This window comes from Tateyamaria sp. ANG-S1 (genome assembly GCF_000814025.1).
Classification (GTDB): domain Bacteria; phylum Pseudomonadota; class Alphaproteobacteria; order Rhodobacterales; family Rhodobacteraceae; genus Tateyamaria.
The window spans coordinates 588883-611403 of record NZ_JWLL01000003.1; the positions used below are offsets into that span (position 1 = coordinate 588883).

The 22521-nt window shown below is 61.3% G+C and carries 20 protein-coding genes; 14 read left to right on the forward strand and 6 right to left on the reverse strand.

Annotated features, from left to right (window positions below):
- Positions 1–50: 50 nt before the first annotated feature.
- The 14 genes from RA29_RS04755 (at position 51) to RA29_RS04820 (ending at position 15206) form a co-directional block, all read left to right on the forward strand.
- The gene (locus RA29_RS04755; protein ID WP_039683981.1) at positions 51–1478 is read left to right on the forward strand and encodes a type II and III secretion system protein family protein; all 1428 of its coding nucleotides are present in this window, start codon (positions 51–53) and stop codon (positions 1476–1478) included.
- Between the two features lie 10 nt (positions 1479–1488).
- The gene (locus RA29_RS04760; RefSeq protein WP_039683355.1) at positions 1489–2154 is read left to right on the forward strand and encodes an OmpA family protein; all 666 of its coding nucleotides are present in this window, start codon (positions 1489–1491) and stop codon (positions 2152–2154) included.
- 228 nt (positions 2155–2382) lie between these two features.
- Positions 2383–3621: an AAA family ATPase gene (locus tag RA29_RS04765; RefSeq protein WP_039683357.1), complete on the forward strand. Its 1239-nt coding sequence runs from the start codon at positions 2383–2385 to the stop codon at positions 3619–3621.
- 23 nt (positions 3622–3644) lie between these two features.
- On the forward strand, positions 3645–5075 hold the full coding sequence (locus RA29_RS04770) for a CpaF family protein (RefSeq protein WP_039683359.1): 1431 nt from the start codon (positions 3645–3647) through the stop codon (positions 5073–5075).
- A 43-nt stretch (positions 5076–5118) separates the two neighbouring features.
- Complete coding sequence (locus tag RA29_RS04775; protein WP_039683360.1) at positions 5119–6084, forward strand: type II secretion system F family protein; 966 nt, start codon at positions 5119–5121, stop codon at positions 6082–6084.
- A gap of 11 nt (positions 6085–6095) precedes the next feature.
- Positions 6096–7076 carry a type II secretion system F family protein gene (locus RA29_RS04780; protein ID WP_052249463.1) on the forward strand — a complete coding sequence of 327 codons (981 nt, stop codon included), beginning with the start codon at positions 6096–6098 and terminating at the stop codon, positions 7074–7076.
- Between the two features lie 69 nt (positions 7077–7145).
- Entirely contained in the window at positions 7146–7739 is a 594-nt protein-coding gene (locus tag RA29_RS04785; protein WP_241462545.1) for a tetratricopeptide repeat protein, read from the forward strand.
- 106 nt (positions 7740–7845) lie between these two features.
- Complete coding sequence (locus tag RA29_RS04790; RefSeq protein ID WP_039683364.1) at positions 7846–8709, forward strand: tetratricopeptide repeat protein; 864 nt, start codon at positions 7846–7848, stop codon at positions 8707–8709.
- A gap of 6 nt (positions 8710–8715) precedes the next feature.
- Positions 8716–9213 (forward strand): prepilin peptidase, encoded by a 498-nt coding sequence (locus tag RA29_RS04795; protein WP_039683366.1) that lies wholly within the window; start codon positions 8716–8718, stop codon positions 9211–9213.
- A 78-nt stretch (positions 9214–9291) separates the two neighbouring features.
- Positions 9292–10599 (forward strand): ATP-binding protein, encoded by a 1308-nt coding sequence (locus RA29_RS04800; RefSeq protein ID WP_039683369.1) that lies wholly within the window; start codon positions 9292–9294, stop codon positions 10597–10599.
- Entirely contained in the window at positions 10596–11387 is a 792-nt protein-coding gene (locus RA29_RS04805; protein ID WP_039683370.1) for an NAD(P)-binding domain-containing protein, read from the forward strand. The genes RA29_RS04800 and RA29_RS04805 overlap by 4 nt, the downstream gene beginning before the upstream one ends.
- 185 nt (positions 11388–11572) lie before the next feature.
- Positions 11573–14011 carry a ligase-associated DNA damage response DEXH box helicase gene (locus RA29_RS04810; protein ID WP_039683373.1) on the forward strand — a complete coding sequence of 813 codons (2439 nt, stop codon included), beginning with the start codon at positions 11573–11575 and terminating at the stop codon, positions 14009–14011.
- A gap of 119 nt (positions 14012–14130) precedes the next feature.
- Positions 14131–14802: a ligase-associated DNA damage response endonuclease PdeM gene (gene pdeM, locus RA29_RS04815; RefSeq protein WP_039683374.1), complete on the forward strand. Its 672-nt coding sequence runs from the start codon at positions 14131–14133 to the stop codon at positions 14800–14802.
- Positions 14799–15206, forward strand: a complete 408-nt coding sequence (locus RA29_RS04820; protein ID WP_039683376.1) for a PaaI family thioesterase — start codon at positions 14799–14801, stop codon at positions 15204–15206. The genes pdeM and RA29_RS04820 overlap by 4 nt, the downstream gene beginning before the upstream one ends.
- An 18-nt stretch (positions 15207–15224) precedes the next feature.
- On the opposite strand, the gene folD is transcribed toward RA29_RS04820, so the two are convergent.
- The 6 genes from folD to tilS all read right to left on the reverse strand — a co-directional run bounded on the left by folD (position 15225) and on the right by tilS (position 22509).
- Positions 15225–16127, reverse strand: a complete 903-nt coding sequence (folD, locus tag RA29_RS04825; RefSeq protein ID WP_039683377.1) for a bifunctional methylenetetrahydrofolate dehydrogenase/methenyltetrahydrofolate cyclohydrolase FolD — start codon at positions 16125–16127, stop codon at positions 15225–15227.
- Between the two features lie 19 nt (positions 16128–16146).
- Positions 16147–16620, reverse strand: a complete 474-nt coding sequence (locus RA29_RS04830) for a hypothetical protein (protein WP_039683379.1) — start codon at positions 16618–16620, stop codon at positions 16147–16149.
- 109 nt (positions 16621–16729) lie between these two features.
- The gene (locus tag RA29_RS04835) at positions 16730–18406 is read right to left on the reverse strand and encodes a formate--tetrahydrofolate ligase (protein WP_039683985.1); all 1677 of its coding nucleotides are present in this window, start codon (positions 18404–18406) and stop codon (positions 16730–16732) included.
- Positions 18407–18604: 198 nt separating this feature from the next.
- On the reverse strand, positions 18605–19204 hold the full coding sequence (locus RA29_RS04840; RefSeq protein WP_039683381.1) for a sulfurase: 600 nt from the start codon (positions 19202–19204) through the stop codon (positions 18605–18607).
- Between the two features lie 99 nt (positions 19205–19303).
- Complete coding sequence (ftsH, locus tag RA29_RS04845; RefSeq protein WP_039683383.1) at positions 19304–21220, reverse strand: ATP-dependent zinc metalloprotease FtsH; 1917 nt, start codon at positions 21218–21220, stop codon at positions 19304–19306.
- Positions 21221–21297: 77 nt separating this feature from the next.
- Positions 21298–22509, reverse strand: a complete 1212-nt coding sequence (tilS, locus tag RA29_RS04850) for a tRNA lysidine(34) synthetase TilS (protein WP_241462546.1) — start codon at positions 22507–22509, stop codon at positions 21298–21300.
- Between the last annotated feature and the right edge of the window lie 12 nt (positions 22510–22521).

Below are 22521 nucleotides of genomic sequence, written 5' to 3' on the forward strand. Positions count from 1 at the left end.
TCGCGGGCACCAAGACCCGACACCGAGGCGTGATCAAAAAGGCAGGTCACATGAACATTGACGGAATTTTCAAAGCGGCCCTGTTGGGGCTGTGTTTTGCTGCAAGCCCTATCGTGGAAACCGCTCAGGCGGAAAACCTGCGCGTGGTACGCAAGTCAACGGAATCCACTCTGAACGTGCCGATGAACCGCGCGGTCGTTGTGGAAAGCGAAACGGCCTTTGCCGAACTTAGCATCGCAAATCCGGCCATCGCCGACATCTCATCGCTCAGTGATCGCACAATCTACGTCTTGGGCAAGGCTCCGGGTCTGACGACCCTGACCCTGCTTGATGCCAACGGGCGGCTGATCACCAATGTGAACGTCCGGGTGTCCGCCGACATCTCCGAGTTCAAGGAGCGGCTGCGCCAGATCCTGCCCGGTGAAAAGATCGAAGTGCGCACCGCGAATGATGGCATTGTGCTTTCGGGCATCGTGTCTTCTGCGGCGCGTCTGCAGCGTGCGCTGGACCTGGCCGAACGCTATGCCGAAGGACGTGTCAGCAACCTAATGAGTGTCGGCGGCATCCAGCAGGTGATGCTCAAGGTGCGGTTTGCTGAAATGAACCGCTCTGTGTCGAAGTCGCTCAGTTCATCACTGTCACTTGGTGGTTCAGTCCTGTCTGGTGACGTGGGCCTGCGCGGCGGTACGGGTACAACGATTGGCGAAGGCGGTGTCGCCTCCAGCCTGGGCGGCGCGTTGCCCGGCTCCAACGCGAACGCTGGTGCGATCCTCTTTGGCTTCAACGCGGGCAACACCCAGGTGGGCCTGTTGCTGGAAGCACTTGAAACAAAAGGGGTTGTGCGCACCCTTGCTGAACCGAACCTCGTTGCCCTTTCGGGTCAGGAAGCCCGCTTCCTCGCTGGTGGCGAATACCCCGTCCCCGTCGCACAGGAAGACGGCGTAATCACCATCGAGTTCAAGCCTTTCGGCATCCAGCTCAACTTCATCCCCCGCGTCGTGGACAAGGACCTGATCAACCTGGAGCTTGAAGCAACAGTGTCTTCGATTGATCCCACCAACGGGATCACCATTGACGGATTCACAGTCGATGCGTTCAGCGTGCGCGAGACGGCCACCACGGTCGAGTTGCGAGATGGCGAAAGCTTTGCCATTGCGGGGCTGTTGCAAGACAACTTCATGGACGAGAACAACCAGCTTCCATGGCTCGGCGATGTGCCGGTGCTTGGCGCCCTCTTCCGCTCGGCCTCGTATCAGCGGGACCAGTCCGAATTGGTGATCATCATCACCACACACCTTGTTTCCCCCGTCCGTGGCGACGCGCTTGCGCTGCCCACGGATCGGATCAAACCGCCAAGCGAACGGGATCTTTTCCTCTATGGCCGCACTGCCGCAGGCACACGTCCCCCAAAACAGGGCGCTGCGGGTGAGGTTGCCAAACAGGACTTCTCCGGCTCATATGGCTACGTGTTGGACTAAGGACAGGGCCATGAAACCGATTTTCACCGTTGCAGTGGCAGGCACCCTCGCCCTTGGCGCGTGTGGCCCATCTAACGACCCAGTCTACACCCAGTTCTATCGCGAAGCAGGCGCGCTGGTCGACACGGGCCATTTTGGCAACGCCACAGCAAACAACACCCTGCTTCTGACCGGTGAACGCCAATACACGTTTGATCTGGCGCAGCGTTTTGCGTCTGAAGTCGGCACAACGGTCAATTTCGCGTTCAACTCGTCGCAACTGGACGCCGGTGCACGCGACGCGCTGCGTGAACAGGCGCGTTGGATCCGCCAGTTCCCCGAGATTCGCTTCCGGGTCTATGGCCACACCGATGCGGTGGGTTCGGCTGCATATAACAAGCGCCTCGGTCTCGCCCGGGCCAACGCCGTCGTTCACTACCTGACAACCCAAGGCATCAGCCGGTCCCGGCTCGAAGCGGTCGCATCATTTGGTGAAACCCAGCCCCTGATCGTCACCCAAGGCCGCGAGCGCCGCAACCGCCGCACCGTGACCGAGGTCAGCGGCTTCGTGAAATCGCATCCCACCGTGCTTGACGGCAAGTACGCACAGATCATTTACCGCGACTATGTCGAGTCGGGCGTCGCCCAGACAGGGCTGACCGGAAACTCCGGCGGCGAGTTCAAGACCAGCCAATAAACGGCATAAATCCACGTAAAGGGTCCGCAGACAATCCTGTCCGCGGACCCTTTATCGTTTTGAGATACCCAACAATTGGAGTTTTTTGGCCCAAATCTCGCCTGAATTCGCTGCGACAACCGCCCCAGAGGACACCTATGCCCGGTGAAAACCACCAGGCGAGAGCGCCCGCCCCCGTCGACAAACACGACACCGGGGCACGCTCTTTGAACAAAGGGAAAGTGGGCAATGAGCAGTGTAATGCCACAACCGGAAACGGCCCCGATCACGGCCTGCACCATCAGCCGCGATGTGCAGAATTTCGACCTGCTGATCGAGGACATGGAACACGCTCTGGGTGAAGCATGGGGCGATCTCGGCTTTGCCGAGGCATTGGCCTTTTTCAACCAGCCCGAAGCCGAAGCCATGGAGTTCGTGGCGCTCGCCCTGGATGAAGAGGATGAGGACAATCTGGTTCTGCTGGGCGAAATCATCACCCAGGCCAAGTCACGCGGCATCAGGGTGATCCTGATCGCCGAAGACGTCACGCCCGCCGCACTGCATCAACTGCTGCGCCAGGGCGCCGACGAATTCGTCCCGTACCCCCTGCCCGAAGGGGAATTGCAACAGGCCATCGACCGCCTGCAATCCGCTGGACAGCCGCAGCCTGCCGACAATGAGCGCACGGCCAACCTGAAATCGGGCACCGACAAGCAAGGTGCCGTGTTTGTCTGCCATGGCGTGGCAGGCGGCACCGGGGCCACCACGCTCGCCGTGAACCTCGCATGGGAGCTGGCCTTGCTCTGCCAGGGCGACACCCCGTCCGTGTGCCTTCTCGACTTTGACCTGCAATTCGGCTCCGCTTCCACATATCTCGACCTGCCCCGCCGCGAGGCCGTGTTCGAAATGCTGTCGGACACCGAAAGCATGGATGACGAAATCTTTGGCCAGTCACTGCTGACGTTCGAGGATAAGCTGCAGGTTCTGACCGCGCCATCGGACATGATCCCCCTGGATCTGGTCACGTCCGAGGACATCACCCGCATCGTCGACATGGCCCGCGCGCATTTCGACTATGTCGTAATCGACATGCCCTCGACCCTCGTGCAATGGACCGAAACGGTGCTGAATGCCGCGCATCTCTACTTCACCACGCTCGAAATGGACATGCGCTCTGCCCAGAACACACTGCGGTTCAAGCGCGCCCTGCAGTCCGAAGAGCTGCCCATCGAAAAGCTGCGCTACGTACTAAACCGCGCGCCGAAATTCACCGATCTGGGCGGCAAGGCACGGGTGAAACGCCTGTCCGAAAGCCTCGACATCTCGGTCGAGGTGCAATTGCCCGATGGCGGCAAACCGATCAGCCAGGGCGCCGATCACGGCGTGCCGCTGGCCACCTCGGCCACCAAGAACCCGCTGCGCCGCGAAATCGCCAAGCTTGCAGCCTCAATCCACGAACTCAGCGAGGACCACGCCAAAGCGGCGTGATCCGACAATCCGGGGGTCCCTCGATGTTTTCCAAGTACAAAAAAGCCGCGCCAAAGACAGCCGCCGCTCCCGAGGAGAAGGTGGCCGAACTGCCCAAGGCCGACGACAAGCCCAAGATCGCGCGCAAGGCGGCTCCGGCCAAATCCGCAACAGTCACGCCTATGGACAAAGAGCGTAAGCGCAAGGAACGTCTGGGCGAAATCAAGCTCGAACTGCACCGTGCATTGCTCGATAACCTGAACCTCGCGGCGCTTGAACACGCCAGCGAACAGGATCTGCGTCAGGAAATCAGCGCTATCTCCGCCGAGGTGCTGACCGAAAAGAACATCATCCTCAACCGCGAGGATCGCCAGACTCTGAACCAGGAACTCTTTGACGAAGTGACGGGCCTTGGCCCGCTCGAAACGCTTCTGAAAGACGAAAGCGTCAACGATATCCTGGTCAACGGACCGCAACAGATCTTTGTCGAACGCGCCGGTAAGCTCGAACTGACCGACATCACGTTCAAAGATGAACGCCACCTCCTGCGTATCATCGACAAGATCGTGAGCGCCGTGGGCCGCCGCGTCGATGAATCCAACCCCTATGTGGACGCCCGTTTGCAGGATGGTTCGCGTTTCAACGCCATGGTGCCACCCATCGCGGTGGACGGTAGCCTCGTCTCCATCCGGAAGTTCAAAAAGGACAAGCTCGGCATCGATGACCTGGTCAATTTCGGCGCCTTCACCGAGGAAATGGCCGCATATCTGCAAGCCGCCGTTGCCACGCGCCTCAACGTGATCGTCTCGGGCGGTACGGGTTCCGGTAAAACGACCACGCTCAACGCCCTGTCGTCCTTCATCGACAACGCCGAACGCATCCTGACTATCGAGGATACGGCCGAACTCCAGCTGCAACAGACCCATGTGGGCCGGATGGAAAGCCGCCCGCCCAACGTCGAAGGCAAGGGCGAGGTGTCGCCCCGCGACTGTCTGAAAAACGCGCTGCGGATGCGCCCCGACCGCATCATCGTGGGTGAGACGCGGGGCGAAGAAGTCATCGACATGCTCCAGGCTATGAACACCGGCCACGACGGGTCGATGACCACGATCCACGCCAACTCCGCCCGCGATGGGGTCTCGCGCCTTGAAAACATGATCGCCATGGCCGGGATCGAAATGCCGATCAAGGCGGTCCGGTCCCAGATCTCGTCCGCTGTGAACCTCATCGTGCAGGCCTCGCGTCTGCAAGACGGCTCACGCCGCATGACATCCATCACGGAAATCACGGGGATGGAGGGCGACGTGATCTCCATGCAGGAAGTGTTCCGCTTTCAGCGTGTGGGCCTCACGCCCGACAACAAGATCATCGGTCACTTCACCGCCACCGGCGTGCGCTCGCACTATTCCGAACGCTTCCGCCTCTGGGGGTACGATTTGCCCGCATCCATCTACGAACCCGTCGCCGCCCAGTAAGGATGAGTTTTATGTCCTGTCATTTGTTATTTGGGGATCAAAAATGAGCGCAGAACCAATTATCTACGGCCTGATCTTCATCGGCGTCCTCGTTTTGGTCGAGGGCCTATACCTCGTCGCCTTTGGCAAGTCCATCAGTCTCAACAGCCGCGTGAACCGTAGGCTGGAAATGCTGAACAAGGCCGGTGGAAGGCGCGAGGAAGTGCTCGAACAACTCCGAAAGGAGATGCAGCAACACATGGGCGCGCGGTCCATCCCGCTCTACTCCCTTCTCGCCGACAAAGCGCAAAAGGCGGCCATTGCCTTCACACCGCAGCAACTGATCCTGATCATGGCGGGGCTCTCGGCCGTAGCCTTCATCGGTCTCAGCGTTGGCACAGCCACGGACACACCTGTCCGCGTCCTGCTGGCCATCGGCATCGGCATCGGCGCCGTCTATTTCTGGGTCTCGTCCAAAGCAGGCAAACGCCTGGCGATGATCGAAGAACAGCTGCCAGACGCGGTGGAACTCATGGTGCGCAGCTTGCGCGTCGGCCACCCGTTCAGCTCTGCCATCCAGATCGTGTCGAAAGAGGTACAGGACCCTCTGGCGTCGGAATTCGGACTGATCGCGGACGAAGCCGCCTTCGGCCGCGACGTGGGCGAAAGCCTCAAGGATATGGCCGAACGGCTCGACATGCAGGACCTGCGCTTCCTATCGGTCGCCGTTACGATCCAGCAGCAATCGGGTGGTAACCTCGCCGAAATCCTCGCCGGTCTGGCGAAAGTGATCCGCGCCCGCTTCCGCCTGTTCCGTCGTGTCAAGGCGATCACGGCAGAGGCCAAGTGGTCCGGCAAATTCCTGTCCGCCTTCCCCATCGTGGCGCTGATCGTGATCAACGTGACCGACCCGCACTACTATGACGAAGTGCGCGATCACGCCTTCTTCATCCCCGCCTGTATCGCGGTGGGCGTATTTCTCAGCGCCAACCTGTTCGTGATGCGCATGCTGACCAACATCAAAGTGTAAGGAGCCGAAAAATGGACGCCCTGCTGCAACCCATAACGGATATCCTTGGTCCCCTCGGTCCCATAGTGATCGCGGGCGTGCTTGGCCTGATGATGGTGGTGATCGTCGTCATCATGATGCTCAAGCAGCCCGAAGACCCCCTGACCAAGCTGAAAAAGGCGCAAAAAGGCGTGATCACAGGCGGGCCGCAAAAAGAGCGGCTGCGCCAGGGCGCACGGAACGAACAGCTTGAACGTTTCTCCAAATTCCTCGAACCCGAAGATGTCGAGGAAATGTCCAAGCGCCAGCTCACCCTGCGGCAGGCGGGCTATCAGTCGCGCGATGCCGTGCGCATGTTCCACGCCGCGCAATTCATTCTGGGTGTCGCCGGTCTGCTCCTCGGCGTCGTATACACCAACTTCATTGTGGAAACCGACACGCTCAGCACCCAGAAGATGATAATGTTCACGCTCGGCCCGGGCGGTCTTGGGTATTACCTGCCACAATACTGGGTGAACAAGCGCGTCACCAAACGGCAAGAAGAAATCACCCAGGGCTTCCCGGATTCGCTCGATATGCTGCTTGTCTGTGTCGAGGCCGGGCAATCGTTGGATCAATCGATCACTCGCGTGGCGCATGAATTGCGCGCGTCTTATCCAGCCTTGGCCGACGAATTCATGGTCGTCAGCTACGAAATGAAAGCAGGCAAGGATAAAATCACGGTGCTGAATGACATGGGCGAACGCTGCGGCGTACAGGACGTGTCCAGCTTTGTCACCGTGCTGATCCAGTCGGCCAGTTTCGGTACCTCCATCGCCGAAGCCCTGCGCGTCTACGCAGGCGAGATGCGGGACAAGCGCGTGATGCGCGCCGAGGAAGCCGCCAACAAGCTGCCGACCAAGATGACGCTGGCGACCATGATGCTGACTGTGCCGCCGCTGCTGATAATCCTTGTGGGTCCGTCGGCACACGGCATCACGCAATTGGGCAACCTCAGCAATCTTGGCAACTAGGCCAGCGCCGAAACCCATGCTAAGCAGTCTGCACCGTGCGGCCCAATCGGGGCGCACGGTGCAAGACGTTTGAGCAAACTGGCAAAGCCCACCATGATCACAGGCATACGGGCCGGATGCGCCCTGATCCTCGCCCTTGCCGTTTCCGCCTGTGGTGAGCCGCGCATAGACGCCTCCCAGACCGGCCCCTTTGCGCCCGGTATCGACCGGCGCGCGCAAGGCGTTGACGGCGTCGAAGTGGGCCACCGCCTGATTGCGGCGGGCGAGTTCGAGCTGGCCATCCGCTCCTTCAACCGCGCCGCCCTCGACCGTGGCGGCTTTGATGCGGAAATCCTGTCAGGCCTGGGCACCGCCAATCTGGGCCTTGGTCGGCTCAACCAGGCCGAAAAGCTCCTGCGCCGCGCCACAACCGAATTCGATCCCTATCCCGAAGACCTCAACAACCTGGGCGTTGTGCTGATGGAACGGGGTGAAACGTTCGAAGCGATCCAGATCTTCCGCAAGGCCTTCGCCCTCGATGACGGAGAAAGCACACTTATTCGGGATAATTTGCGCTTGGCACTCGCAAAATCCGAAAATTCTGCTACCGTGGAAATCAACGAGAACCAGTACAAACTGGTCCGTCGAGGCAGCAGTGACTTTCTAATCCGCACTGCATCTTGATTTGCCACCCTGGGGGTGGGTCTGAGGCTGCGCTTTTCGGGGCGCAAAAGGGATGCGACCGTGCAGCAATAGCGCGGCGCGAACGAGCAGGAAAAAGGACGCAAACATGCGCCACTCCGTGATTTTGGCCGTGTCATTGGCAGGCATGACCGCCCTTGCCGCGTGCGGTGAGAAAAACGCCGACGAAACCGTGGAACGCGCGTTTCAAGACGTAAACGTGGTGGACGAAAGCAACCTCAGCGACGTGATGCTGACGGTGGCCGACCCGAACGAGGCGGTGACCTACTTCAACCGCACGGTCAAGGAAAACCCCGACCGCATCGACGCCCATCGCGGCCTTGCCACCAGCCTCGTGCGCGCCAAGCGCTACACCGAAGCGACCTCAGCCTATGCCAAGTTCATCGACATGAACGGCGTAACCAATGACGACCGCGTCGACTATGCCGACGCCCTCCTGCGCGCCGGCGACTGGGCCCGCGCCGAAGAGGAGCTGGACAAGGTCCCACCGACCATCGAGACCTTCAAACGCTACCGGCTTGAGGCATTGATCGCCGACAGCAACCAGGAATGGAAGAAGGCCGACAGCTTCTATGAAACCGCCATCGGCCTGACGACCCGCCCCTCCGGCGTGCTGAACAACTGGGGCTATTCCAAGCTGACACGCGGCGACTTCAAAGATGCCGAGCGACTCTTCACCGACGCGATCCGCCAAGACCCGACCCTGTTCACCGCCAAGAACAACCTGATCCTCGCCCGCGGCGCCCAAGGCAACTACGCCCTGCCCGTAATCCCCATGGACCAGACCGAGCGCGCGCAGCTTCTGCATACGCTCGGCCTCGCCGCGGTGAAAAAGGGTGACCTGCAAACCGGCAAAGGGCTGCTGCGCGACGCCATCGAAACGCATCCCCAGCATTTCGAAGCCGCCGTGCGCTCGCTCCGCGCCCTCGAAAACAACGTCTCGAACGGATAACCGGACATGGCACTCTCGGCCTCGGTCGCGCTGTGGTTCCTGCCGCTGCTCGTCCCGCTCTGCCTCTACGTGGCCTACACGGATCTGTCAGAGATGCGGATCACCAACCCCACGGTCATAACGATGGCCGCAATCTTCGCGGCTATGGGGCCCTTCCTCTACCCATTGGACACCTATCTCTGGCAACTGGCGCATCTCGGCATCGTCCTGCTTGCCGGTATGGTACTGAATGCCGCAGGGGCTATGGGCGCAGGCGACGCCAAATTCCTCGCAGCCGCAGCACCCTATGTGGCACTGGGCGACATCCGCCTGGTCATGGCGCTCTTCGCCGCCGTCCTTTTGGCCGCTTACGCCGTCCACACAATCGCCAAGCGCACATCCCTGCGAAACTACGCGCCCAACTGGACAAGCTGGAGCCCAAAAGGCCGCAGATTCCCCATGGGCTTCGCCCTCGGCCCCACGCTTGCGATCTACCTTATCCTCGCCGCTATGTACGGCTCTTGACCCTTTAAGGTCACATTTTGGCCGAACTGCTGCGTTAGCTCAAACACAACAAAACGCAGCAGAACACAGGCCAACCCCATGAACATGCAAGTCTCGGACGTGATCGCGCCCCCGGCACCCAAACGGCTGCAGGAGATGAAGCTGCCTGTCGTCATGATGCGGGACATCTTGCTGAAAACCATGTTCCGCAAGACCCTCGACATGGTCTCCGACCTGTCGGTGGCAATGTGCCTGCCCATCCCTGTGGTGCAGGAACTGATCGACATGTGCCGCGACCAGCGGCTGATGGAGGCGACGGGCACGCTCAACGCCAACAATGGCAACGAAATGGGCTACCAACTCACCGATGGCGGCAAGGCGCGCGCGCTCGACGCGCTGGCACAGTCGGAATACTTCGGCGCCATGCCCGTCCCGCTCGAGGTCTACCGCGAACAGGTCAAACGGCAATCCATCCGCAACATCATGGTCACGCGCCAGCAACTCACCGGCGCCATGGGCCACCTCGTCCTGCCCGATGACCTGCTTGACCAGCTTGGCCCCGCCGTCTCGGCTGGCCGCTCGATCCTGATGTACGGCCCTCCCGGCAACGGCAAATCCTCAATCTCGAACGGCATCCGCGACGCGCTGGGTGACAACGTCTATGTCCCCCGCGCCATCGAATATGCGGGCCAGGTCATCACGGTCTTTGACCCAATCGTTCACGCCGTCGCCCCGGAAACGGCGCAAGACCCCCGCGCCCTGCGCAAGGTCACACCCTACGATAAGCGCTACGTCAAATGCGAACGGCCCACGGTGATCACCGGGGGTGAGCTGTCACTGGACATGCTCGACCTCGTCTACAACCCGACGGCCCGCACCTATCAGGCGCCGCTGCAACTGAAATCCACCGGTGGCATCTTTATCGTGGACGACCTTGGCCGCCAGGCCGAACCGCCGCAGGCACTGGTCAACCGCTGGATCGTTCCGCTGGAGGAGTCCAAAGACATCCTCGCCCTGCAATCAGGCGAAAAGTTCGAGGTGCCCTTCGACACTCTGGTGGTCTTCTCCACCAACTTCCACCCGAACGAAATCTTTGACCAGGCCGCGCTCCGCCGGATCTTCTTCAAGATCAAGATCGACGGCCCGAACCAGGCCAACTTCCTGAAAATCTTCGCCATGGTCGCCAAGAAAAAGGGGATGACCCTGAACGAAGAAGCGCTCGTGCACCTGCTCAAGGTCAAATACCCGACCATCGACAACATCTACGCCAACTACCAGCCAAACTTCCTGGTGGACCAGATGGTCGCGACCTGCAATTTCGAAGGCATCCCCCTGCAAATGACGCCCGAGCTGATTGACCGCGCGTGGGCCAACATGTTCGTCAAGGACGAACATATCGTCAAATGATCGGGCTGGCGGGATGTGGGCGCATGGGCCTGCCGATGCTGGAGGCCCTGCGCGATGGCGGCGTGGATGCCATGGGCTTCGACGTCGTCGATCCGGGGCTGCCGCACGTCACCACAAACATCATGGCCTTTGCCCCTCGGCTAGAGACCCTCTTTTCCGTTGTGCGGGACGAGAACGAGACAAACGCGCTCCTTTTTGACATCCAGAACCTGATGGGCACCGCCCCCAACCTGCGGCGTATCTTGATCTGCTCAACGCTTTCGCCCCGATACATCCACGGCCTGCGCGACCGCATCCCGGATCACATCACGCTGATCGATGCGCCGATGTCTGGCGCCGTCGTCGCAGCACAGGATCGCAGGCTCAGCTTCATGCTGGGTGGCAGCGACCGCGACATCGCAGATGCCACACCGCTCCTTGCCCTCATGGGTGAACACTTCCACCACATGGGCGGCTTCGGTGCGGGCATGCAGGCCAAGGTGCTCAACAACCTGCTGGCGGCTTCGCATACCGCTATGACACGGCTTGTGCTCGACTGGGCGGACGAGGCCGGGCTAGACACCCAACACCTTCTCAACCTGATCGAGACGTCCTCGGGCCAAAACTGGCTCGCCTCCGGCTTCGAGACGATTGAATTCGCCAAACACGGCTACACCCCCGACAACTCCATCGGCATCCTGGTCAAGGACGTCGCCGCGGCCCTCGACGCCGCCCCGGCCGGCGCCGACACATCCCTGCCCAAACAAGTGCAGGCCACCATCGTACAACTCCGCCCCCGCACGCGATAGGCCCGGACTCGGCACGGCACACCTGACCACCGCACGTTGCGTTAACCCCTCCCAGACCGCCCGCACCCGGTGCACAGGGGGTGTACGCATGGTGCACGGGGGGNNTTCAAAAAAATCCCGGGGGTATGGGGGCTGGCCCCCATCCCGCACTTCCCACACGCACCCCACCCGCTACATTGCGCCCCATGACGACCCTCCCCAACATCTTCACCGACTGGTTCGCCTCCAAAGGCTGGTCCATCCACCCGCACCAGCAACAGATGCTGGACAGGGCGGGCGACCCCGCCCTCCTGCTCATCGCCCCCACAGGCGGCGGCAAAACCCTCGCCGGTTTCCTGCCCACACTGGCCGATCTGGCAACGTCCGAACACGAGGGAATGCACACCCTCTACATCTCCCCGCTCAAGGCCTTAGCCGCTGATATCAAAAGAAATCTTCGCACGCCCGTGGAAGAAATGGGCCTCGACATCCGCATTGAGGACCGCACCGGCGACACCTCGCAAACCCAGAAAAAACGCCAACGCGCCGACCCGCCGCACATCCTGCTGACCACGCCAGAAAGCCTCGCGCTGCTCACGTCCTATGAAGACGCCCCGCGCATGTTCGCGGGTCTCAAACGGGTGATCGTCGACGAAATCCACGCGCTCGCCGAAAGCAAACGCGGCGACCAGATGTTCCTCGCCCTGTCTCGCCTCCAAGCCCTCCGCCCCGACCTAAAGCGCGTGGGCTTGTCAGCCACGGTCGAGGACCCAAAGGCCATCGCCCATCTCCTCGCCAAGCACCCCGACCCGTGCGACATACTACATGCTGACCCAGGGCCCCCACCTGACATCCAGATGTTGGTGACAGACGAGCCCCCGCCGTGGTCCGGGTCCGGCGGCAAATACGCCATCCCCGCTGTGCTGGAAGAGGTAAAGAAACACAAAACCACCCTCATCTTCCACAACACCCGCGCCCAGGCCGAACTCTATTTCCACAACATCTGGCTCGCCAATGAAGAGCAGTTGCCCATCGGCATCCACCACGGCAGCCTCGACCGCCAACAACGCGAAAAGGTCGAACAGGCCATGGTCGACGGGCAGCTCAAGGCAATCGTCTGCACCGGCACGCTCGACCTCGGCATCGACTGGGGCGACGTCGACCTGATCATCCAGGTCGGCGCCCCCAAAAACGTCAAACGCCTCGTCCAACGCATCGGCCGCGCCAACCACCGCTACAACGCCCCGTCCAAAGCGCTCTTGGTCCCCGCCAACCGCTTTGAGGTAGTAGAATGCGTCGCGGCCCTCGACGCCGTGCACGAGGGCGCACTAGACGGCGACCCACGCGGCCCCGGACCCCGCGACGTGCTCTGCCAGCACATCCTGATCCGCGCTTGCGCAGGCCCGTTCGAGGCGATGAACCTCTACCAAGAGGTGAAGAGCACCGGCGCCTACAGCACTCTAACAAAAGAAGAATTCGACGCTTGCCTCGATTTCTGCGCCACGGGCGGCTACGCCCTCCGCGCCTATGACCAGTGGAAACGCCTGCTGCAACGCGCCGACGGTCAATGGCAGTTGCGCGACCCGCGCAGCGCCCAACGCATCCGCATGAACATCGGCACGATCCAGGACACGGATACGGTCAAGGTCCGCTGGAAAGGCCGCGGCGGCAAACCCCTCGGCGAGATCGAAGAAGGCTTCGCGGCCACCCTGACCCAGGGCGACACATTCCTGATCGGCGGCCAGATCGTCCGCTACGACTCCTTGCGCGAAATGACGGTCCAAGTCACTCGGGACTCCGCCAAGAAGCCCAAGATCGCGACCTTCCTCGGCACCAAATTCGCTACCTCAACCCAACTCAGCCACCGTATCATCGAGATGTTCCAGCAGGACACATGGCCCGCCCTGCCCCCGCACACCTCCGACTGGCTGACACTCCAACGCGAGGTCAGTCGCTTGCCCGAACCGGGCCGCCTTCTGATCGAAAGCTTCCCGCACGACAACCGTATCCACACCGCCGTCTACGGCTTTGCAGGTCGTAACGCCATGCAAACACTGGGACTTTTACTCACCAAACGAATGGAAGAAACCGGCCTCAACCCCCTCGGCTTCCTCGCAACCGACTACGCGACACTGATCTGGGGCCTCGATAAAATCACCGATCCACAGCCCCTCTTCGACATCGACGCCCTGCGCAACGGTCTCGACACATGGCTCGCAGGCAACGCTGTGATGAAACGCACCTTCCGCGCCTCCGCCACCATTGCGGGTCTCATCGAACGCAACCTGCCCTCGAACCGCAAAACCGGCCGCCAAGCCACGTTCAGCTCCGACATCCTCTACGACACGCTCGCCAAATACGACCCCGACCACCTGATGATGCACATCACCCGAGAGGAGGCCATGCGCGGCCTCGTCGACTTCGGCCGGATTGAGGAAATGTGCGCCCGCATTGGCGACCGCATCGACCTGACTGAACACAAACGTGTCACGCCACTGGCCGCCCCCCTCATGCTCGAAGTTGGCCGCGTCCCCATCAAAGGGCTCGCCGAAGAAAAGCTGCTCGCCGAAGAAGCCGAACGCCTGATGACCACAGCGGGCCTGCCCCCGGAACCCAAAAAGAAGGAATGGCGCGTACCATTCTAAAATCTCTGTTTCTTCTGACTGAAAATACGACGGGGGAGGCGCGGCACGCGCCGGGGGCAGCGCCCCCAAATCGTAAGGCGCATCTTGATGCGCCCCCTGCGCCAGCGTATGAACAAAGTATGAACACCTGCGATCTCTCCCTCGCTGGCGCCGCACTCAAAGCGCTCGGCTCCGGCGCCCTCTACTGGCCCGACGAAGACCTGCTGTGCGTCTCCGACCTGCACCTCGGCAAAGCCGAACGCATCGCCCGCCGCTCCGGCACACAGCTTCCACCCTACGAGACTCGCGACACGCTCACCCGCCTCGCGGCCGACCTCGACACGACAAGTGCGCGTACCGTGATATGCCTCGGTGACAGTTTTGACGACCTCACCGCCGCCCGCAGTCTGCCAGAGGAAGAACGCCTCTGGATCGCGCGCCTTCAAGCAGGCCGCCAATGGATCTGGATCGAAGGCAATCACGACCCCGGCCCCATCGAGTTCGGCGGCACGCACCTCGCAGACCTGAGCCTCGGCCCGCTCACCTTCCGCCACATCGCCGAACCCGGCGCCAGCGGTGAAATCTCCGGCCACTACCACCCCAAGGCCACTCTGCAGACGCGCGCCCGCACAATCTCGCGCCCCGCCTTTCTCCTCGACAGTGACAAGCTGATCCTGCCCGCCTACGGCACCTATACGGGCGGGCTGCGCAGTCACGATATGGTGCTGACGAAGCTCATGCGCCCCGACGCCAGCGCCATCCTGACAGGCCCCAAACCGGTGCAAGTGCCCATGCCCCGCGGGGCCGCATGAAGGACCGGATCGCCGCCAGCTTTGCCAGGCAAAGCATGATGCAAACGTTCGGCGCCACGCTGGACTACGTCGCCGAAGGCAGTGTCATCCTCTTCGCGCCCATACTGCCCGGTTGCCGCCAGCAACAGGGCTTTGCGCACGCCGCCTTAACTTTCGGCCTCGGCGATAGCGCGGCAGGCTATGCCGCGCTCACGACCATCCCCGAAAATCAGGACGTCGTCACAGCAGAGATCAAGATCAACCTCATCGCCCCCGCCATTGGCGACCGTCTCATCGCAAAAGGCCGGGTCATTAAACCCGGCCGTCGCCTCATCGTAGTCACCTCAGAGGTGTTCGCCCTTAAGGACAACACAGACACCCTCGTCGCCATTCTCCAAGGCACAATGGTTCCGGTGCAAGCGTAAGGCGGATCCTGATCCGCCTCAGGCCGTCAGCCCCTCAGGCTCCGCAAGACCATTCGCCCGACAGCACGCTGTCACCGTGTTCGCCAGCAGGCACGCAATGGTCATCGGCCCCACACCACCGGGCACAGGAGTGATGGCGCCTGCCACCTCGGCACAGCTGTCATAATGGCAATCACCCACAAGGCGCGTCTTACCCTCGCCCTTTTCCGGAGCATCAATGCGGTTGATGCCCACGTCGATCACAGTCGCTCCGGGCTTGATCCACTCACCCGTCACCATCTCGGGCCGTCCCACGGCAGCAACAACCACATCCGCACCACGCACCACATCCTGAATGTCCTTGGTCCGCGAATGGGCAATGGTGACCGTGCAGCTGTCGTTCAGCAAAAGCTGCGCCATCGGCTTGCCCACGATGTTCGACCGGCCAATGACGACAGAATTCAACCCCGACAGCGACCCGTGATGATCGCGCAGCATCATCAGGCACCCGAGCGGCGTGCAAGGCACCATCGACTTCTGACCCGTCCCCAACAGCCCCACGTTCGAGATATGGAACCCGTCCACATCCTTGGCCGGATCGATGGAGTTGATCACTAGATCCTCGTTCAGATGCCCGGGCAGCGGCAGTTGCACCAGAATACCGTGGATCTCCGGGTCTTCGTTCAGGGACTGCACAACCGCCAGCAGATCCTCTTCGGACGTATCGGCATTCAACTTATGCTCGACGCTCTTCATCCCGACCTCGACCGTCATCTTGCCCTTGGACCGGACATAGACCTGGCTCGCCGGGTCCTCGCCTACCAGCACTACGGCCAGGCCGGGCGTGATCCCATGCGCCTCCTTCAGGCGGGCCACATGGTCGGCCACCTGGCCCCGTACCTTGGCCGCAAAGGCCTTTCCATCAATCACAGTCGCGGTCATGGGGGTCCAGTCTCCTTGATTATCGGACGAAGTTCACCTGATGCGCCCAGGTTTCGCCATCGCTGACGACCAGCGTGTCGAATTCCATCAGTTGCAGCAGATCGAAAAAAGTCGCTACGAATTGCAGCTCTTGCGCGCGAAAGAAATCGTTGTTGCGCATGTTGGATGTCATCTGCGCCAGCACAGCACGGGCGCGGAACAGCGTGGAAAACACGTCATCATCGAGGGCGATGACGTTGAGATGCTTGGCGTCCTCACCCTTGGCAAAGAACACGAAACGCGGGCTTTCAGGGGCGGCCAATTGGGCGACCGTGAGGTTGGTCACGAAGTCAACCCGTACCCCCTTGCTCGATTGCGGCGCCTGCCGGATCACGCGCGTGAACTCTTCGGTCGAGGTCACCTCTGGGTAGTAGTACCCTTCGTATCGCTCCTGTGCGTGGGTTGCCGTGGTGGCAAGGACAAGGGCGGCGATCAATGCAAGCAATTTGGTCATGGGTCATCCTCCAAATGATGGGGAGTACGCTGACCGCGCAGGCGGCACCGGGTCAATCGGGTTTCAGCCCCGTCATCGTATTGTGACGGGGCCGAGAGGTGGTTGCGGCTTAGAACAAACCTTCGATCTGTCCCTCATCGTTGAGCATGATGTTCTCTGCCGACGGCACGCGCGGCAGGCCCGGCATGGTCATGATCTCGCCGCAGACGGCTACGATGAACCCAGCACCGGCGCTCAGACGTACTTCGCGCACAGGCACCGAGTGACCCGTGGGCGCGCCGCGCAGGTTCGGATCGGTTGAGAACGAATACTGCGTCTTCGCCATGCAGACCGGCAGGTTGCCATAGCCCTGCTCTTCCCACAGCTTCAGCTGATCGCGGATCTTCTTGTCCATCAGCGCCTCGTCCGCGCGGTAGATGCGCTTGGCGATGGTCTGGATCTTTTCGGCCAGCGGCATCTCGTCGGGGTAGATGGGCGAGAAGTTGGCGGTGTCGGCATCGGCCAATTCCGCAACCTTGGTCGCCAGATCAGCCGACCCTTCGGACCCCAGTTCCCAGTGACGCGACAGGATGGCCTCGGCCCCCTGTTCGGCCACGAAGTCCTTGACCGCCTGAATTTCAGCATCGGTGTCCGTGACGAAGTGGTTGATGGCGACAACGACCGGCACGCCAAAGCTCTTCAGGTTCTCGATGTGACGACCCAGGTTCGGGCAACCCGCCTTGACCGCTTCAACGTTCTCGGCGCCCAGATCGGCTTTCGCAACGCCACCGTTCATCTTCATCGCACGTACAGTCGCCACGCAAACCACCACAGACGGAGCCAGTCCGGCCTTGCGGCACTTGATGTTCATGAACTTCTCGGCACCCAGATCCGCACCAAAGCCCGCTTCGGTCACAACGTAGTCGGCCAGTTTCAGCGCCGTAGTCGTCGCGATGACCGAGTTACAGCCGTGCGCGATGTTCGCGAACGGACCGCCGTGGACGAAGGCCGGGTTGTTCTCCAGCGTCTGCACAAGGTTCGGTTGCATCGCATCCTTCAGCAGCACGGTCATCGCCCCATCGGCCTTGATGTCGCGGGCAAACACGGGCGAGCGGTCACGGCGGTACGCCACGATCATGTCACCCAGCCGCTTCTGCAGATCTTTCAGGTCCTTAGCGAGGCACAGGATCGCCATGACTTCCGACGCCACAGTGATGTCAAAGCCTGCTTCCCGCGGGAAACCGTTGGCCACGCCGCCAAGCGAGGCCGTGATCTGGCGTAGCGCACGGTCGTTCATGTCGACCACACGACGCCACACGACGCGGCGGGTGTCGATCTCCAGTTCGTTGCCCCAGTAGATGTGGTTGTCGATCATCGCCGACAGCAGCGAGTGGGCCGACGTGATGGCGTGGAAGTCGCCCGTGAAGTGCAGATTCATCTCTTCCATCGGCACGACCTGGGCATAGCCACCACCAGCGGCCCCACCCTTCATGCCAAAATTCGGGCCCAGCGACGCCTCGCGGATACAGACGCAGGCGTTCTTGCCAATGCGGTTCAGACCGTCGCCCAGACCTACGGTCGTTGTGGTCTTGCCCTCGCCCGCAGGCGTTGGGTTGATCGCAGTCACCAGGATCAGCTTACCGTTCGCGCGGTCCTGCACCGAGTTGATGAAGGACTGGCTCACCTTCGCCTTGTCATGGCCGTAAGGCAGCAGGTCGGCACTTTCGATGCCCAGCTTGGCACCGATCTCCTGGATCGGCTTCTTGTTCGCTTCGCGCGCGATTTCGATGTCGGATTTGTAGGCCATGATGCTCTCCGCAGTCCTTGGATTGGGCACGTCTTTCGTGGCCTGCATACAGGCGCATGCCTAGGGGTCATGCGCGCGATTCCGACATTTTGGACGATATCAGCGGCCCAATTGGGACCAAGGGTTTCATTTCGGAAACGGTAGGCAAATTCGCGAAACCTGCGACCGGCGGAGGACACCTCCGCCTTACGCCCGCCTTCAGCTCGCCCGCGCTGCGTCCAAATGCGGCCAGACGGGCTGATCTGGGACATGAAGGACCAGTTCGTCTCCCACCGCCAAGACGCCGCCATGCTCGATCCACGCCGTCACACCCCGCCGCCCCTTCGCCGCGGGTTTATATAGCTTCCCAAACCCTTCCGCTTCCGCCTCGATCTCCTTGCCGGGATAGATGCAAGGGCGGTTTTCAATGTCGATGGCGATCCCCACGCCGCTTTCAGACATCAGGCGCGAAGCAGGCGGCACATGGGTGAAGTCCGGAATGCCCTCGATCACGAGCGATGCGCCGACCCAAGACGGGTCGATCCGCTCCAACCCCATGGCCTCAGCCGTCAACGCCAGTTCCTCGGCACTCACAATGCACAATTGCCGCGTATTCCTGATCTCTGTCCCACGCGCGTACTGGCTGCGCACGCGGCTGCAGGACGGGCGCGTCGGCCCGCCATGATCCTCGCCGGGAAAGCCATCAAGCGTTACCTCAACCACATCTAGCGGTTCAGCCCGCAAGCTGGCCTCCCGGCTTGGCACCCAGCCCAACCAGGTAATCGCAGCAGTAAAAGACGTGGGCTTCAACGCAGGCATGATCGTGACCTTTTCAAAATTCTGACACCCCGCACTAAAAGGCCCCGCACGCGGCGGGGCCAATGACTTTTTGTGACGCTGATTTCAGCAAATGGAATGTCAGGTTGGTTCCGGTTCCATCCCGCCATCACCCGAGGGGCCAGACTTCTTCTTGGCCTTGGGAATGGCAGTGAGGCTCGGCTTCTTGTCCTCGACCTTGGAGCCGCCCTCATCATCGTCGGGCGCATGCGGGGGATCGCCGCGCATCACGCGCTCGATCTCTTCGCCGGTCAGGGTCTCGTACTCCAGAAGGCCCTGCGCCAGACGCTCAAACTCTTCCTGGTTTTCCTCGATGATCTTGCGCGCAAGCTCATATCCATCCTGGATAAACCGCTGCACTTCCTGCTCAACCAACTCCTTGGTGTTTGCAGAGACCGAGAAACCAGCCGTGTTGCCCTGATAGCCCTGAGCCGCTTCGGAATAGTCGATATTGCCAACCTTGTCCGACATCCCCCATTGCAGGACCATCGCACGGGCAAGGGCGGAGGCTTGCTGGATATCCCCCGCAGGCCCGTTCGACACCTGATCTTCGCCGTATTTGAAGATTTCAGCCGCCTTGCCCGCCATGGTCATGGCCAGACGCTGGTGGCATTCGTCCTTGAACATGTTCAGGCGGTCCATCTCGGGCAGGCTCATCACCATACCCAGCGCACCGCCGCGCGGAATGATCGTCGCCTTGTAGACAGGATCACACTTGGGCAGCAGGTGTCCCACCAGCGCGTGCCCGGCCTCGTGATAGGCCGTCATTTCCTTCTGCTCGGGCGTCATGACCATGCTGCGGCGTTCCGGCCCCATCATGACCTTGTCCTTGGCGCTCTCGAAATCGACCATAGTGACAAAACGGCGGCCCACACGGGCTGCCATCAGCGCTGCCTCATTTACGAGGTTCGCCAGATCAGCACCCGAGAAACCGGGCGTGCCGCGCGCAATGATGCGCAGATCAACGTCAGGGCCCAGCGGTGTCTTGCGCGCATGCACGCCCAAAATTTTCTCGCGGCCCTTGATGTCGGGATTGCCCACGGTGACCTGACGGTCAAACCGGCCCGGACGCAACAGCGCAGGGTCCAACACGTCCTTACGGTTGGTCGCCGCGATGATGATCACACCTTCGTTCGCTTCAAAACCGTCCATCTCGACCAGCAACTGGTTGAGGGTCTGTTCACGCTCGTCATTGCCACCGCCGTAACCGGCGCCACGATGGCGACCCACGGCGTCGATCTCGTCGATGAACACGATGCAAGGCGCGTTTTTCTTGGCCTGTTCGAACATGTCACGAACACGGGACGCACCCACACCGACGAACATCTCGACAAAATCAGAGCCCGAGATGGTGAAGAACGGCACACCCGCTTCCCCAGCCACAGCACGGGCCAGCAGCGTCTTACCAGTACCCGGAGGGCCTACCAGCAGCGCGCCCTTGGGGATCTTACCGCCCAGACGGCTGAATTTCTGCGGGTTGCGCAAGAACTCAACGATTTCGTCCAGTTCGTCCTTGGCCTCGTCAATGCCGGCCACATCGTCAAAGGTCACGCGCCCATGTTTTTCGGTCAACATCTTGGCCTTGGACTTGCCAAAGCCCATGGCTCCGCCTTTGCCGCCACCCTGCATGCGGTTCATGAAATAGACCCACACACCGATCAGCAGCAGGAAGGGCAGCAGCGAGATGATAAAGGTCTGGAAGCCCGACTGTTGTTGCGGCTCGACCTGCACGGGCACTTCGTTCGCGATCAGCAGATCGGTCACGGCCGCGTCTTCGGGCTTGATGGTCACGAACTCTTCGGACCCGCGGCGGAAGCGCACCTGTTCACCGTCCAGCGTGGCGGATGTCACAGTGCCGTCTTCGACAGCGCTTACAAACTCGGAATAGGTGATCTCGCGGCTTTGCAGCGTGTTGCCCGACCCGCCAAACAGGTTGAACAGCGCGAGGATCAGCAGAAACAGTACAACCCAGAAGGCGATATTACGTGCGTTTCCCAAGGAAAATCTCCTGATTTTACCGGCGCACGACCTCCGCGCGCACCGTTTCATCTAAGATAGCTATGCAGCGCACATGTTCAATGAGATAAAAGTGCGGCGAAAAAGGCATCCTTGCCGCCGTCCAGCTCTGCCGTCCATTCGTCATCGAACCCGACGAACGGGGCCGCGACCAGCTCATCGTTGTACCAAACCGCCGGGGATGCAGCGAGGGCTGCGCGCGGCAACCCGATCTCGCGCCACCCGTCGATGCCCGCCAACGCCTCGTACCCCAGCGGGCGCACCTCCAGATCCGGGTCGTCTTCGGGGCCCGTGATCAGCCAGCGGTCATCCCACATGTCACCCACTTCACAGACCATGTCCTTGACCGCGTTCAACTCGCGAAAGACCCAAATCATCCCGTTTTCGACACTGACCTGACAGCCGTCCAGCGTCGCACTCTGACCTGTGCGCACGGCGGCAATGGCGCGCGCCACCGGCTCCTTGCGCGGTGGATAGGCGTGTTGCGAGGTCCAACCAAGCGTGTGCACCATCAACCGGCGAGCAATTTCCTGGGGCAGCAGACGGAACTTGGCCAGGTCAATGGCGATGACCCCATGGATCACCTGCGCCATATCCTGTGCCGCTAAAAAGGTTTGCCAATCAAGAGCTTCGCGGCTACGCGCCATGTGATCGGCCACCTCCACCAGCGTCTCGGCCCTGATCCCTAGCGTTCCAAGGATTGTCAGAGCGTCCCGCACGCGCACCCGCTCGAACTGGCGCGACTGGTTGCTGGGGTCCTCGCTCCAGGCGATCTGCGAGGCGCGCAGATAATTGCGCAACGCCGACCGTTCGATCCCCAAAAAGGGACGCACCCAGGTGATCCCATGGCGGACACGTCGGGCGGCCATCGCACTCAGCCCATCAACACCCGCGCCTCGCGCAAGGCGCATAAGAAAGGTCTCGGCCTGATCATCGGCGGTGTGGCCCAGGGCAACGGTCCCGATGCGGTTGGCATAGGCCCAATCGGCAATCAGCTCATATCGGGCGTCGCGCGCAGCGGCCTGCAGGTTCCCCTGCCCATCCCAGCCGGTCCAGTATTCGACGTGATGCGGCAAGTTCCAGCGCGAACACAGATCGGTCACAAGGGCGATCTCGTCCTTTGCCTCTTCCCGCAGACCGTGATCGACGGTGATGACATGCAATTCCACGTCATTATCGCGGCAATAGTGCACAAGGGTCGCCGTCAAGGCGACAGAATCGCCGCCCCCCGATACGGCCACACCCAGTTTGGCGGGGGGTGCAGAACCCATCTGCGCCTCGAT